Below are 14,781 nucleotides of genomic sequence, written 5' to 3'. Positions count from 1 at the left end.
ACTAAGTGCTTAACTCTTAAATCTTCATAAGCTATCACATCGTTAGAGTGAACTACGCACCTTGCTAACTTCACAGCAAAGTCTTTACGTTGCCTAGTTATTTTAAGATGACCCTTAGCTAATCTTTGTCTAGCTTTTTCTCTATTTTTACTCCCCTTTGTCTTTTTGGATAAACGTCTTTGAAGCGTTTTGAGTCGTTTCTCAGACTTTCTCAAGAATTGAGGATTCTCTACCTTGTTTCCCTCATTGTCGGTATAAAAAGAGGTTAAACCCACATCTAAGCCAATGCACTTACCTGATGGCTTAACCTCTTCTTTGACTTCGCAAGAAAGCACAAATTGACAATAATAACCGTCCGCCCGTCTAATCAGTCTGACTCGTTTAATATCAGACTTTTGAAAATAAGTTAAATCCCACGTTCCTACTAACTTAAGAACGCCTATATTATTCTTGTCGGTGAACTTAATCGTTTTAGGGTTAAGAAGTTTCCACCCAGATTGCTTATACTCAACAGAGCGACTAAACTTCTTAAACTGAGGATAGCCTTTTTTTCCTGGTATTTTGCGTTTACAGTTATCGTAAAACCGACTAATTGAACTCCAAGCACGTTCAGCACTTGCTTGTCTAGCACTTGAGTTTAATTGGTCAGCAAATTCAAAGTCATGGGCTAAAACTTTAGAGTATCGATATAAATCCTTTTTATCCGTTCCTGGTGTATCCATCCATAACCTTAAGCACTTGTTACGGATAAATTGAGCGGTACGGATAGCCTCGTCTATCGCTTGATACTGTTGAGTTTTAGCTTTTACATTGAACTCTAAAACAAACATTTTACACAGAACTTGCTTGGATAAAATCAGTATAGCGCACCAAAAGTTGACTTGACAACCTTGCAATTTCAAAAGCCGTCCTCAAAGGACGGGGCTTTAAACCCAAATTTTCGGTAAATTGACGGTTGGGGAGGGCGGGTTTACGAAATTGATTCGCTTGTTTCCTGATTTTTGGTTAACCCGCCCCTACAACATCAATACCTGATGCTGGAATTGAGTAGAAACCCGGTTTCTTTTTACTGTAGATTGGGTTTAGGCAAAGGCGGCGAGTTGTGCCTGCCAAATTGACCAATCATGGCCCCCATTCCAAATTTCTAGATGATGGGGGATGCCATTACGATTAAAAATATCGCACAAGCGTAGATAATCGGAGAGACAGTGGTCGTGTTGAGCGGTGAGCAGTTTCAGGTCAGTATTAGCTCCTCCTAATTCTAACCAGCGATCGCGGCTCATATTAGCCATATATGCAACTGGATTAATAAAATGTAACTCCTTCGTTGTCTCCTCCGAGGCCAACTGAGCAATTCCCGGCAGCGTCGTTAAATCATAGGTTCCCGACATGGAAATACAGCGACGGACAATATTCGGATAGCGCAGAGCCAAATTTAACGCATGGGTTGCCCCCAAAGAACAGCCAGCAGCTACTAAAAAATCATTTTGGGCCTCATCACAAGCATAGGGGATAAACTCCTTATACCAATGGCGCTCCAACAATAACCAGCGCTGGCGGCGTTCCTGAATCGTCAATCCTGGAGCTAACAGAGTTTCCCAGTCTAAGGTATCCAAACAAAACACCTGAGTCCAGCCCATATCCAAATGTCGCCCCAGAGCAGCAATCAAACCCCGGTCTTCTGGGTCAAAAAACCGTCCATTGCTGGAGGGAAACAACAACATGGGATAGCCAGAATCCCCAAAATGCAAAACCTCCATTTCCCGTTGTAGAATCTGGGAATAGAACCGGAAATACCGACGACAATAAGCCATAGAGTTTAAACTGAAAGCGTGAGTCAGAATTGAGCGATCGAGGACGGATACAGAATTGAAAGTCTAGAACATGGGTTTTGAATGACATCCTCCGGTAACTTAAAACAATAGGGTAACAGTTGTCCAATCCTGAGCCGTTTCTCAAACATCATACAGAACCGTAACCCATGAAAGTCATTTTTTTTGGTACACCTGCTTTTGCTGTCCCCACCCTAGAGCGATTATTATCCGATTCCCTATTCCAAGTCCTGGGTGTGGTGACGCAACCGGATAAACGCCGAGGTCGAGGGGGGAAAGCCATCCCTTCTGCCGTGAAAACCGTTGCCCTTAGAGAGAATATACCCGTCTGGCAACCGGAGCGCATTAAGAAAGACTCCTTTACTTTACAGGAATTAGAGCAAATGCAGGCGGATGTGTTTGTGGTGGTTGCCTATGGTCAAATTCTGTCCTCCAAGATTCTGAAGATGCCAAGACTCGGTTGTGTCAATGTCCATGGTTCCATTTTACCTCAATATCGGGGAGCGGCTCCCATTCAGTGGTGTCTCTATCATGGGGAAACGGAAACCGGTATTACCACCATACTCATGGATAAGGGAATGGATACCGGGGATATGCTGCTCAAGTCCGTCACTCCCATCAGTTTATGGGATAATGCCCAAACTTTAGCGGAGCGGTTAGCTTCTATGGGTGCAGATTTATTAATCGATACCTTATTAAAACTGGATCAAGAGCAAGTAACCCCTATTCCCCAGAATAACGATTTAGCTACTTATGCGCCTTTGATTGATAAACCGGATTATCAGTTAAATTGGCGGCGCAGTGCCCTAGAGTTGCATAACCAAGTACGGGGCTTTTTTCCTTCTTGTGTGGCTCAATTTCGGGATGGAGTTTTGAAGGTGATGGAAACGGCTCCCTTGTTGACGGGTGACGATTTAAAATTGTCTGAAGAGTTGATTAAGGTGGAGCAAATTTTGCAAAATATGGACTTAGATGAAGCTCAAGGGGGAAAAGTAGTTTTTCTCGCCAAAGGTTTGGGGCCAGTGGTGAAAACGGGCAAGGGATTTTTAATTTTGTGTCAAGTGCAGTTAGCGGGAAAACGGGCCCAATTGGGGGTTGATTTTATGAATGGATCTCGCTTGGCAGTGGGGGAAGTTTTGAGTTAAGGTGAAGTTGAGTCGGGAGTGCCTACCCTGCTGCCGTGACCGCATTAAAATAGTGCAATAGAGGAGTGCGTAGCGTAGCGTTTCCGCAGGACAAACATCTTGCTCGCTGCCTTTCTCTAGCGAGCAAGATGCTCGCATTACCCAATATCTAAAGTACCCAATTAGCTGAAACAGTCCACTACTGCTAGGTTTGAGATCAAATTATTGATGGTTTATGGTCAATGCGGCTTGCATTTGAGTAAACCAGTTAATGAGTTGATCGAGTTGTTGATTGGGTTTAAACACGCCTAAACCTCGGACGGTGACCTTTTTCGGACTGTAGACAAAGCGAGCCTGGAAGCGGCGATCGAGTTTTTCTTTTAATAGATTCCAAGCGGGTTCTTCCATGGGAGTTTCTAACACAACGTGCTGTTTTCCGTCGGGTTTAATGCGGGAAAAACCGAGAGATTTGGCGAGTTGTTTGAGTTCCATGACGCGGATGAGTTGTTGAGCGGGTTGGGGAATGGTTCCGTAGCGATCGCCCCATTCCATCTCGATTAAGCGTAATTCATCACCACAACCCGCCGCCGCTACGGAGCGATAGGCTCTCATTTTCTGATCCAGATCGGGGATATAATCGGCAGGAATAAACGCCGTAATCGGTAGATCGATACTGGTATCATCGACTTGGGGAATCTCCTGGCCTTGGATTTCTCGAATCGATTCTTGTAACATTTCCATGTATAAATCAAAGCCGATCGCCGTCATCTGTCCGGACTGTTCTGCCCCCAATAGGTTGCCGACTCCGCGAATTTCCATATCACGCATTGCCAACTGATACCCAGAACCCAACTGAGTAAATTCCTGGATTGCCCGCAGACGTTTTTGAGCAGCTTCCGGTAAGGTGCGGCGATCCGGGTAAAAGAGCCAGGCATGGGCTTGAATTCCCGCCCGACCGACGCGCCCCCGTAACTGATACAATTGCGACAAGCCAAATTTATGGGCATCCTCAATGAGAATGGTATTGACGCGGGGAATATCCAAACCCGACTCAATGATAGTGGTACAAACCAGCACATCCGCTTCCCCATCGCTAAAACTAAGCATTGTTGCTTCAAGTTCCGTTTCTGCCATCTGTCCATGGGCGATCGCCAATCGCACCCCTGGAACCGTCTCCCGAATCCGGGTACTGATCTCCTCAATTCCCTCAACCCTGGGAACCACATAAAACACCTGTCCCCCCCGATCCAACTCCTGACGGATCGCCGTGCGGACTGCCTCCAAATTATACGCCGCCAAATGGGTTTTAATCGGGCGACGGGACGGCGGTGGGGTGGTAATCAAACTCATCTCCCGCACCCCCGACAAAGACATATACAGGGTGCGAGGAATGGGTGTGGCACTGAGGGTTAACACATCCACCTGGGTTTTCAATGCCTTAATTTTTTCCTTCTGATTCACCCCAAACCGTTGCTCTTCATCCACCACCAATAAGCCCAAATCTCGGTATTTTACCTCTTTACTCAACAGTGCTTGAGTGCCAACGACTACATCTAATTCCCCTGTCGCTAACCGTTGTTGAATCTCTTTGCGTTCCGTGGGAGTGCGAAAGCGGTTTAATAATCCCACCTCAATCGGATAGGGGGCAAATCGTTCTTTGAGGGTGTGATAATGTTGCTGGGTTAAAATCGTCGTTGGAGCTAAAAACGCCACCTGTTTTCCCGCCGTGACTGCCTTAAAAATAGCGCGAATTCCTACTTCTGTTTTCCCAAATCCCACATCCCCACAAACCAAGCGATCCATGGGGCGCGGGGATTCCATATCCCGTTTAATATCCTGGGTTGCCTTCAGTTGATCGGGGGTGGCTTGGTAGGGAAAGGAGTCTTCTAATTCCTCTTGCCAAGCGGAATCCGGGGGAAATTGAAATCCTTCCTGTTCTGCTCTGGCTGCATAGAGTTTGAGCAAGTCCACGGCCAACTTCTTGATGTTTTTGCGGACTTTATTTTTGGTTTTCTCCCAAGTTTTCCCCGCTAATTTATGTAAGGTTGGGCGCTTGCCATCGGTGGAGCGAAATCGAGATAATGATCCGACTTGATCGGCGGCGACGCGGAGTAACCCATCTTCATATTTGATGACTAAATATTCTCTGGTTTCTTCATTGACGGTAAGCTTTTCTAATTTTATAAACCGTCCGATCCCATGGCTTTTGTGAACGACATAATCGCCGGGTTTGAGAGTATTGGGATCGACTTGTTTGGAGGCAGCGCGGCGACGTTTGCGGATGTAGCTGGGGGTGGCGAGGCTATGTTGTCCGTAAAATTCGCGATCGCTCACCACCATGATCTTGAATGTCGGCAGCACAAAGCCTTCTAGCTCCGCAACTCCGGAATATTTGAGGGCGATCGGGGTATAGTGGACTTGCAGAGAGTCGATCGCCTGATAGTCTTTGGGATTGGGTATAAATTTTGTCCCACAATCATGTTCTTGCAGCAAGGAAACCGATCGCGAGGGTTGGGCAGAAATGACAAAGATTAACGTGCGATTTTTGCTTTCTTCTCTCAGGGTTTCCGCGAGTTTTGCAAACTGATGGGGAAGGACGGGAACGGGGCGACTGGAAAGGTTAAGCGCCCCAGAATGACTTTCTGCTAATTCTGATAAGTACAGACAGGGATAGGTTTGCACCTGGCTTAAGGAATGGGCAAAGGAGCGATGAATGGGGGGCACTTTACCCAGTCCTTGGACTTCTTGCAGGGTTTGATACTGCTCTTGAATGTGATTCACCCAATTATTACTATGACTCTCACATTGCGCCGGTTCATCGATCGCAATCAGACTATTTTGGGGTAAATAATCCAACAGGGAAGCGGGCGTATCAAAGCCTAACCCTAAATAGGCGGAGGAGAATTCTGGTAAGTTTTCTACACCCAGATCCGTCAGTGCTTCCTCAAGGATAGGTGTAAAAGCAGTCGGTGTTAACATAACTTCTGGGACAGGATCGAGCGATCGCCCCGTAGCCGGATCGAGTTCCTTAATCTTCTCTACTGCATCCCCATCCCCCTCCGTTGCCCACCATTCCAGGCGCACCGGCAACTCGGAAGCCACAGGGAAAATATCCACAATGTCCCCTCGGCGACTCCATTGCCCCTCGGTTTCCACGGAGGTCACCCGCTCATAACCGAGTTGACTTAACTTCCGATCCAGCGCTTTACTCTCCCAGACATCCCCCTTTTGCAACCGCAGAGCATAGGGTTTAAACGCTTCTAGGGGGGGCAGATGGGGCTGTAGCGCCCGTTCCGTACAAACAATGGCTCGTTGACGCTCAGTATTACCCAAAACCAACTCCGCCAACACCTGCATCTGTCCCCAAACCATCTCCGGTTCCGGAGGGCTGGATTCATAGGGCGACGCTTCTGTAGTTGGGTAAAATAGGACACTTTGCCAATCCATGGCTTCTAACTGCGCCGCCCATCGATTCGCCTCTTCCATCGTTGCCGTCACCACCAACAAGGAGCGAGATTCCGCTTGGGAGAGGGCAGACGCAACTAAACCTTTGGGAAACCGGGGAATTCCCTGAAGTTCTAAGGATCGATTGTCGCCGAGTTTAGTCAGTAGCTCTTGCGTAAGAGGCGATCGCCGCAAGGTTCGCAAGATAGAGGAAAAGGCCATAAATCCAAGTGTTAGCGAATGTGAGTCCAATCTATTAGTTTAAACCGGGAATGGGTAATTGGCGATCGGTCATGGGGAACGATAGGAGATGATCAATATGTTAATATACCTGAGCCAGTCGAATCAATAGAAATGTGGAAGGTGTTTGCTAACCGTTTGACGAGTGCGATATAAAAAGAATGTAAAGTTAGCTTAAAAGAAACAAATGCGATGAGTGAAATACAATCACCGCTCAAGCTTGATCGAGGCAGAATCTTCCCTGAAGTTCAATGGTCAGAGGAGAAAAAAGCCCAATGGCAGGCAAAACGTGCAGAATTTCATCAAAGTTGCCAACGGATATTTGAGCAAGTGAAAGCTGAATTAATAGAAACCCATTATAACTGGTATCTGGCTGTCGAACCTCAGAGTCAAGAGTATTTTTTAGCCAAAACCGAGTGGGAGGCGATCTCCTTATCCCGTGCCAAATATCCCCACGCTCCATTTCACCTCTTTCAAGTCAATGAAACTGGAATTTGTGGAGCTAAGTAATGCAGGGAAGCTTGGGAGAGAATAATGAATTACTTTTTGAAATTAGATTAGTGACAACAGATGGTATCGATTTTACCATTGATGCGATGCTCGATACAGGATTTTCAGGATGGCTGACTCTTGATATTCAAGATTTAGACGGGCTGGATGTGCAGTATATTGGTACGCAGAACATGCAGTTAGCAACAGGAGAAGAAGTCGAGTTTAACTTATATACAGGTTCCATCTATTTTGATCGACAAGAAGTTAATATTATTATTCATGCAGCCTTGGGTATTCCACAAGTTTTATTAGGTCGCCAGTTGTTAATAAATCGACTGTTAGTTGTGGATATCTCTTCCTCGATTTTAACATTAGGGGAGAGAACTGAATCCTGATCGCTCGTCACCAAGTCAACCTGTAGGGGTCAACGGCCGTTGACCCCTACAACTGCTAAGATCCGGTGATCCGATGGATCTGTTCGATTCGATAAGAAGATCTTTCGCTTAAGAAGCGATCGCTCGCATACAATTATTACAGGACACATCGCTAGAGAACTCGAATGTGAGTGCCAAAGTTACCATTGCTCCAGAAGTATTGGAATGGGCCCGCCAGCGTGCAGGCCTGGATCTTGCTGACTTAGTGAAAGAGTTTCCAAAGCTGAAAGAGTGGCAGCAAGGAGAAGGCGATCCAACTTTTACCTTTAAGCAGTTAGAAAAACTGGCCCAAAAAACTCACGTGCCGCTAGGGATGCTTTTCTTGTCAACTCCCCCAGAGGAACAACTACCTATCAATGATTTTCGTACTTTGCCTGGAGCCTCGTTCAATCGTCCTAGCCCTAACCTTTTGGAGACGATTTACACTTGCCAGCGCCGACAGGATTGGTATCGCAATTACTTACAATCCCAAGAGGCAGAGGGGGCAAAAGCTTATGTGGGTAGTGTCACCTTGAAAGACGATATTGCCCAAGTGGCCGCCCAGATTCGTGAGGCGATCGGGTTTAATTTGGAAGAGAGAGCAAAAATGAAAGATTGGGAAGAGACATGGCGAACGTTCATTGATAAAGTTGAACGCTTAGGCATATTGGTTATGGTTAATGGTGTTGTAGGAAATAACACTCGTCGCAAGCTTGACCCAGAGGAGTTTAGGGGGTTCGCATTGGTCGATCCAATTACTCCATTAATCTTTATCAATGGGGCGGACACTAAGGCTGCACAGATGTTTACTTTAGCCCATGAGTTGGCTCATGTTTGGCTGGGAGAAGAAGGGGTATCTAATGTACAAATAAGTGATGTTCCCGCACAAAAGACAATCGAGAGTTGGTGCAATAAGGTGGCAGCAGAAATTCTTGTGCCTCTGTCGATTTTTAGAGGAGAATATCAGGAAAACAAAGAGTTAATGAACGAAGTCAAACGACTGGCAAAAATATACAAAGTTAGCACGCTAGTCACTCTCCGGCGCGTTTATGACCTAGGAGTAATCAATAGCAAAACTTTCTCAGAAAATTATATCAAAGAGTTAGGAATACTTAAGAAGAAAAATTCAAATCAAGACCCAACAAAGAAAGGTGGGGGCAACTATTATAGCAATCTCAACCGCAAGGTGGGGAAGCGGCTTCTTAAAGCTGTTGTCACGAATACCCTTGAGGGAGGGACTACTTTCCAAGAGGCATTCAGAATATTAGACGTTTCAGCCCCCACTTTTGACCGTGTTGCTCAGTCTCTTAGACTCGATTAGTTATGCCTTACTTGTTGGATGCCAATGTTTTTATAGATGCCCATAGAAGGTATTACGCTTTTGATTTTTGCCCAGGATTTTGGGAGTGGTTAATCAAACAAGGTGAGACAGGAACGATATTGAGTATCAAGGCAGTTAAGGTGGAAATACAAGGGAAGGATAAAGAGAGAAAAGACCCGCTCAGTTCTTGGATTGATAAGCTCAGTGAAGACTTTTTCCGAGAGCCAAATCCAGAGACTCTTAAAGCAATGGCAGAAGTGGCCAACTGGGCCCATGGGAACCCACAGTATAAAGAATCTGCAATTCAAAACTTTTTGGGATGTGCTGACTTTGAGTTAATAAGCTATGCACGGGCTAACAAGTTGACCGTTGTAACACTCGAACAATCAGCACCCGAAAGCAAGACTCAGATTAGAATTCCAGATGTTTGTCATGCCTTTAAAATTGAGTGTATTTTACCGTTTGAAATGTTGAGAAGAGAAAAGATTAATTTGATATTAAAGGATTGATACCATTTCTTTAATGTTCACCAGCGTCTATCTTGCCAGTCTTGAGAATCCCACGGAGATCCAAAGGCAACTTAGCACGACGACGAATGCGATCGCCGCAAGGTTCGCAAGATGGAGGAAAAGGCCATAAATCCAAGTGTTAGCGAATGTGAGTGGGATCTATTAGTTTAAACCGGGAATGGCCGATTGGCGATCGGTCATGAGGAATGAGAGATGAGACCCTATAAATTATAAATTCAAACCGCCTCATCAAAGGAAAAAACATCTAGAGCGAGCGATCGAATAGGTTTGTCTCCTTGATGTAGCATCACTCGAACCCGCTCTGTTGTTTCCCGACTAAATGTTTCTTCCCCACAACGAGAACAAACCGTCGCTGGAATATTTTCAACGAGATAGAAATTTCCCTGGATCTTCAAAACCTCACTCACTTGCTCTACATGAGACTCCGTTGAGCCACAAACATGACATTTAAACATTGCTTTTCCTCCTGCGATTATCAATCCATTGGTCTGGGGCTGGTTCATATAACGTGATAATTTTAACAACATCAGATTCAAGTCTTGAAACCTGAAGATGTAAAGCGCGGTTTGCTAACGTAAATCCTAAAAGTAGACAACTCGGTGAATATTTGTCCTCTGGATAATCTTCAACTACCTCCATTGTGACACTCGCTTCCTTGATCTCCGACTCACTGATATTGCGTTCGATCGCCCGCTTAAACCCATGACGGGTAAATTCAAAGTTTCCAGCATATAACTGACTTTTAATCTCCTCTAGTGTTTTCATAAAAATAAAATCAACGGAAAGCTTTTATCATGGCTTCTAACTGCGCCGTCCATCGGTTTTCCTCCTCCATCGTTGCCGTCACCACCAACAAGGAGCGAGATTCGGCTTGGGAGAGGGCAGACGCAACTAAACCCTTGGGAAACCGGGGAATTCCCTGAAGTTCTAAGGAGCGGTTGTCGCCGAGTTTAGTCAGTAGTTCTTGCGTAAGAGGCGATCGCCGCAAGGTTCGCAAGATAGAGGAAAAGGCCATAAATCCAAGTGTTAGCGAATGTGAGTGGGATCTATTAGTTTAAACCGAGAATGGGTTATTGGCGATCGGTCATGGGGAATGTTCGATTAAATCCATCCTCTCTAACTAATTTCTGTTCAACCTGAGTTTGAGTCTGGAATTGAGAAAACGCGCATTCCGGTTTGCTCATTGGTATGCGATCGCCGTTTAGGAATGACTAATGCCCAGATTTTAACAGCTTTTCCCGGTTTGAGCGCGATCGATCTGGTTAATGCTTGGCGTTATGCTAAAGCTTATCCAGAAGAAATTGAAATGGCGATTCGGGAAAATGAAGAAATAATGCTAACTTAAGAGAGAGAATGTAGAGTCAGCTAAAAAGGAACACATGCGATGAGTGAAATACAATCACCGCTCAAGCTTGATCCAGGTAGAATCTTCCCTGAAGTGCAATGGGGGTTAAATGGTTACAACTCTTAATAAACCATCTTCTCTAATTCACGAAATCCGGCTTGAAAAAGTTGGCAACTGGAATTTATTCAAATTCAGTGAGTCTCTTCAACTGCGAATGGAGAGTCTTCTGGAGAAGAAAAAAGCCGATCAAATCACTCCTGATGAAATTGCTGAATTAGATGCGATTGGAGAACTAGATCATATTTTTACTCACATTAACGCGATGCTTGCTGCTCAACATGCCAATCAGTGATGAACTCAAGCAGGCTATTCGAGAGCGTGCCAACTATATCTGCGAGTATTGCCACTCTCCAGAACGGTTGAGTGCTAATCGATTTACTGTCGATCATGTCGTTCCCAAATCTTTGGGTGGTTCTGATGCACTCGACAATCTTGCCCTTGCCTGCCGTCGTTGCAATGAGAGACGCTACAACTTTGTGGCTGGAATTGATCCAGAGACTCAGGAGACTGTTCCCATTTTTAATCCCCGTAAACAGAAGTGGGCGGAGCATTTTGTCTGGCAAGATAAGGGTGTTATAATAGAAGGAACTACACCTATTGGTCGAGCAACTTGCCTACGTCTTGATTTGAACGATAGCCGTTATCCAGAAAACGATTCCATTCGACAAACAAGACGATTTTGGATACAAACTCGATTGCACCCTCCAGCAGATGATCCATGCCAAGCTTAAAGAATTCTCAGATTTTAACGTAGCGATACTCATATTAATTGTAGGTTATCATAACGGTAGAGATCGGTTAACGTGGCCAGATGATGACCAATGGCGGGAATGGACAGATTTAGATAGCGATCGCTTTATATGTCTATGAGGCGTAATTCAATATAAAACTCAGGAGTCTTCTCTACATCAAGCTTTTTATAAATGATTTTTCTTTCCGACCACTTGACTTTTTGAAACGGAGAAAATCCGAGTTTACGATTGATTTCTTCACTCTTAAAATGTGACGGATAAGAAACTTGATATATTGTTTTAAGATTCTCCTCACCAATAAACTCTCTAAACAATTTCACTGCTTCATCTAACTCAATAGAAACAGGTTGATTGTCATACTTATCAAAATGTCTAGGATCTAACGCAATGGTAAATTTTCCAGTAGACATCAGTGAATCATATAAATTCCAGTCAACACTTACACTTAGTTCTCCTACACATAGATTTTTATCATCTAAAGCATAAATAGAAACCTTTTCAATCCATTTATTTTTTACTCCTTTCTCGATTGTCTTCAAGCACTTATGAGAGATATAAGTAATTCTTCTTAATGCCATGAGAACTTGGATTTCATGAAGGGCGCATCTATTAATTGCACTTTCAGCCGTTGAAAAGCGCTGAAACGTCGAGGATACTTTCTGACCGGCTTGAGGATTTGAATGAATAGAGGTGTCATTGAACGAATTCAAATCTTGATTTTTTTAAATTCGCCCAAAAAAGAAAGGGAACCACCGCAAATTGATTTGGGACTTGCGCCAGAAGTTTCTTGTTTTTATGGACGTAGAGAAGAACTGGAAACGCTGGAAAGTTGGGTGAGTGGCTCTCGTTTAATCTGGCTGTTGGGACTTCCGGGAATTGGTAAAACGTCTCTGGCGCTGAAATTGATCGATCGCATCCAAACTCAGTTCGATCGCATCCTCTACTACAGTCTCCAGTTCTCTCCCCCCTTAACCGCCACGCTTACCCATCTGTTACAGGTTCTCACGGACTCTGAAGAGGTTCCCCACCAACTCGAAGCGCAACACCAAGCACTGCTCAAAGCTCTCAAGCGCGATCGCCTCCTCATCCTCCTCGACGATATGCAAACTCTTTTTGCACCACAGCAATCGGCTGGACACTATTCGCCCAATTTAGAGAATTATCGCACCTTTTTTCAGCTTTTAGGCCAAGTCCCCCATCAAAGTTGCATCATCCTCATCAGCGACGAACAACCCAAAGAGCAGAAAACCAGCAAAATCTTGCGCTTAAACGGACTCGGCAACGACACAACCGACATTTTCCGTCATTATCAACTCCTCGATGAAGAAGACTGGGAAACCCTCAGTCATCGCTACCACCATCATCCCCTCTGGTTAACTGGGGTATCCCAACTGATTCAAGACCTGTTTCAAGGCAGCGTGCGCCAATTTCTAGAACAAGATATCCTGTTAATTGACTCCATCCAAGACCAATATCAGCGCCGTTTTAACCGCTTATCGGACTTGGAGCAACAACTCCTGCAAGATATGGCGCAATTTTCTGCACCCGTTGGCTTAGGAGACCTGTTGAAAGGGCGATCGCAACCCGCTACAATGATCCTCCATACCCTGCAATCCCTACAACGCCGACTGTGGATAGAAACCGTCGAAACCCCTCAATTTACCCTCTCTCCCTTGACCATGACTTACTTAAAATTAATAGCTCGTCAGTAGGGATGATGTTCATATAAACGCCGAGTTTAGTCAGTAGTTCTTGCGTAAGAGGCGATCGCCGCAAGGTTCGCAAGATAGAGGAAAAAGCCATAAATCCAAGTGTTACCGAATGTGAGTGGGATCTATTAGTTTAAACCGGGAATGGGCGATCGGCGATCGGTCATGGGGAATGTTCGATTAAATCCATCCTCTCTAACTAATTGCAGATCTGCCAGGGTAAACTAGGCAGCCTGCATCGGTTTCGGTTTAAACACAGTAGCGCTAATCGGATGGTAGTGGTAAAATGACCTGGATGAGCAAGTTCCTCGCAGACCAGAAGCGTCCTCTATTTTACGGCTGTCCGGGAATGGGAACAGATCGCGCAATCAATTCAGCCTGGGTCTACCTAGAAATGACTGATTCAGCCTGTCTGCCCAGTAGTCTTGAGCCGCCCTCTACATAAAATTGCACCTGAACAAAAATGCTAGATATCTTAATCCATGTCTGGTCGGAGCGCAGTAGAACAGGTAAAACAGCGATCGCCTGCCTAGGCCTAGCGCCTCTAGTGATTACCGGTGCTGCCGTAGATGTTCCCGATCCGCCTTCTGATACCGCCGCAAGCAGAGCTTCAGAGGCAACCTTGGTGGCCAGAGAACCAATGGCTCCACCGCCAGAGCGGGCCGGGAGCGAACCAGCAGCCAGCAGCAGCCAGCAGCCCACCCTTGCTGACAACAACCTGCTGATCGATTTAAAGGTAGGAATGCAGTACGCCGATGCTCGCGATCGGCTCCTTAAGAAGGGCTGGGTTCCCGTAGAAGCGGCTGATCCTGGTCTTTATGGTGTCGAGCGGATGGCTTACGATGCTGGCTTTACAGAAGTTGCGGGCTGCGCCGGTACCGGACTGGGGCAGTGTAGATTTGACTTTATACATCCAGGTGAGCAGCAATCCCTTTCGGTGATTACCTACGGTGGCTCTAAGCTAGAAGTTGGGGGCTGGAACGTCCAACCCTTTTCCTCTCCTGAAGCCGCAAAGCCGACTGATAGGACTCCAGTGGCGCAGGTGCAGAGCGTGATTCCTATGCAGTTCCAAGGCGAGTGGAACAGTGGTTTACAGGGCTGTGGCGTGCCACACAGCGACGGACGGCTGCTGATCGGGCTGAACCGAATCGAATTTTATGAATCTTTTGGCACTGTGCTGGAAGTTTTTACCCAAGGGGATCTAAAGATGATGGTGACTTCTGAGTACGCCAGCGAGGGAGAAACCTATACCGAAACAGATTCTTTTGAGCTATCGAGCGATCGCTCGGCTTTAACCCATAGCGATACCAACGTTGTTCGATATCGCTGCTCTAACTAGCTAGTCGAGTGTCAACGCTGATCGGTCTGACAACGATATCAGCAGTTTTCGCTGTTATGTGGTACAGTTTGATCCCCCTAAATCCCCCTTAAAAAAGGGGGACTTTCTTATTCCCCCCTTATTAAGGGGGGTTAGGGGGGATCTTTTACTACTGCACCTCATTACCGCGCAAGGTGCTGT

The 14,781-nt window shown here is 45.7% G+C and carries 16 protein-coding genes and 1 pseudogene; 10 read left to right on the top strand and 7 right to left on the bottom strand.

The features are described from left to right. The coding region (locus PMG71_RS23155; RefSeq protein WP_283756102.1) for an RNA-guided endonuclease InsQ/TnpB family protein at positions 1-830 on the bottom strand (830 nt) is incomplete at its 3' end. 252 nt (positions 831-1,082) lie between these two features. Then, positions 1,083-1,814 (bottom strand): alpha/beta hydrolase-fold protein, encoded by a 732-nt coding sequence (locus tag PMG71_RS23150; RefSeq protein WP_283756101.1) that lies wholly within the window; start codon positions 1,812-1,814, stop codon positions 1,083-1,085. Between the two features lie 167 nt (positions 1,815-1,981). Between PMG71_RS23150 and fmt the strand changes: the two genes are divergently transcribed. Next, positions 1,982-2,977, top strand: a complete 996-nt coding sequence (gene fmt / locus PMG71_RS23145) for a methionyl-tRNA formyltransferase (RefSeq protein ID WP_283756100.1) — start codon at positions 1,982-1,984, stop codon at positions 2,975-2,977. A gap of 201 nt (positions 2,978-3,178) precedes the next feature. On the opposite strand, the gene mfd is transcribed toward fmt, so the two are convergent. Beyond that, a complete protein-coding gene (mfd, locus tag PMG71_RS23140) occupies positions 3,179-6,622 on the bottom strand; it encodes a transcription-repair coupling factor (RefSeq protein WP_283756099.1) in 3,444 nt (1,147 codons plus the stop codon). Positions 6,623-6,832: 210 nt separating this feature from the next. Here mfd and PMG71_RS23135 point away from each other — a divergent pair, with 210 nt between their 5' ends. From PMG71_RS23135 to PMG71_RS23120, 4 genes are all read left to right on the top strand, one after another. After that, positions 6,833-7,150 carry a hypothetical protein gene (locus PMG71_RS23135; RefSeq protein ID WP_283756098.1) on the top strand — a complete coding sequence of 106 codons (318 nt, stop codon included), beginning with the start codon at positions 6,833-6,835 and terminating at the stop codon, positions 7,148-7,150. Next, positions 7,150-7,527, top strand: a complete 378-nt coding sequence (locus PMG71_RS23130) for a hypothetical protein (RefSeq protein ID WP_283756097.1) — start codon at positions 7,150-7,152, stop codon at positions 7,525-7,527. Before PMG71_RS23135 ends, PMG71_RS23130 begins: the two co-directional genes overlap by 1 nt. Positions 7,528-7,693: 166 nt before the next feature. Beyond that, positions 7,694-8,866: an ImmA/IrrE family metallo-endopeptidase gene (locus PMG71_RS23125; protein WP_283756096.1), complete on the top strand. Its 1,173-nt coding sequence runs from the start codon at positions 7,694-7,696 to the stop codon at positions 8,864-8,866. Positions 8,867-8,868: 2 nt separating this feature from the next. Then, a complete protein-coding gene (locus PMG71_RS23120; protein WP_283756095.1) occupies positions 8,869-9,375 on the top strand; it encodes a DUF4411 family protein in 507 nt (168 codons plus the stop codon). A 236-nt stretch (positions 9,376-9,611) separates the two neighbouring features. Here PMG71_RS23120 and PMG71_RS23115 read toward each other — a convergent pair whose 3' ends face one another. The 3 genes and pseudogenes from PMG71_RS23115 to PMG71_RS23105 all read right to left on the bottom strand — a co-directional run. Next, positions 9,612-9,851: a YgiT-type zinc finger protein gene (locus PMG71_RS23115; protein WP_283756094.1), complete on the bottom strand. Its 240-nt coding sequence runs from the start codon at positions 9,849-9,851 to the stop codon at positions 9,612-9,614. Further along, positions 9,844-10,161 (bottom strand): DUF4258 domain-containing protein, encoded by a 318-nt coding sequence (locus tag PMG71_RS23110; RefSeq protein WP_283756093.1) that lies wholly within the window; start codon positions 10,159-10,161, stop codon positions 9,844-9,846. Before PMG71_RS23110 ends, PMG71_RS23115 begins: the two co-directional genes overlap by 8 nt. Positions 10,162-10,189: 28 nt before the next feature. Then, positions 10,190-10,411: pseudogene (locus PMG71_RS23105) on the bottom strand (hypothetical protein); the annotation flags it as partial. Between the two features lie 108 nt (positions 10,412-10,519). Between PMG71_RS23105 and PMG71_RS23100 the strand changes: the two are divergent. The 3 genes from PMG71_RS23100 to PMG71_RS23090 all read left to right on the top strand — a co-directional run bounded on the left by PMG71_RS23100 (position 10,520) and on the right by PMG71_RS23090 (position 11,532). Then, positions 10,520-10,741 (top strand): DUF433 domain-containing protein, encoded by a 222-nt coding sequence (locus PMG71_RS23100; protein ID WP_430541029.1) that lies wholly within the window; start codon positions 10,520-10,522, stop codon positions 10,739-10,741. Positions 10,742-10,850: 109 nt separating this feature from the next. Continuing rightward, on the top strand, positions 10,851-11,093 hold the full coding sequence (locus PMG71_RS23095) for a hypothetical protein (RefSeq protein WP_283756091.1): 243 nt from the start codon (positions 10,851-10,853) through the stop codon (positions 11,091-11,093). Continuing rightward, positions 11,080-11,532: an HNH endonuclease gene (locus PMG71_RS23090; protein ID WP_283756090.1), complete on the top strand. Its 453-nt coding sequence runs from the start codon at positions 11,080-11,082 to the stop codon at positions 11,530-11,532. Before PMG71_RS23095 ends, PMG71_RS23090 begins: the two co-directional genes overlap by 14 nt. A 125-nt stretch (positions 11,533-11,657) precedes the next feature. Here PMG71_RS23090 and PMG71_RS23085 read toward each other — a convergent pair whose 3' ends face one another. After that, entirely contained in the window at positions 11,658-12,263 is a 606-nt protein-coding gene (locus tag PMG71_RS23085; RefSeq protein WP_283756089.1) for a hypothetical protein, read from the bottom strand. Here PMG71_RS23085 and PMG71_RS23080 point away from each other — a divergent pair. Next, positions 12,234-13,265, top strand: coding sequence for an AAA family ATPase (locus PMG71_RS23080; protein ID WP_283756088.1), 1,032 nt, complete (start codon positions 12,234-12,236; stop codon positions 13,263-13,265). The two genes, PMG71_RS23085 and PMG71_RS23080, sit on opposite strands and share 30 nt — an antisense overlap. A 460-nt stretch (positions 13,266-13,725) precedes the next feature. Further along, positions 13,726-14,601, top strand: coding sequence for a hypothetical protein (locus PMG71_RS23075; protein WP_283756087.1), 876 nt, complete (start codon positions 13,726-13,728; stop codon positions 14,599-14,601). Positions 14,602-14,781: the final 180 nt, after the last annotated feature.

It is taken from the genome of Roseofilum acuticapitatum BLCC-M154 (assembly GCF_030068475.1).
GTDB lineage: Bacteria > Cyanobacteriota > Cyanobacteriia > Cyanobacteriales > Desertifilaceae > Roseofilum > Roseofilum acuticapitatum.
Note: the sequence above shows the minus strand (reverse complement) of the source record. Positions and strands in the feature narration are given on the sequence as shown.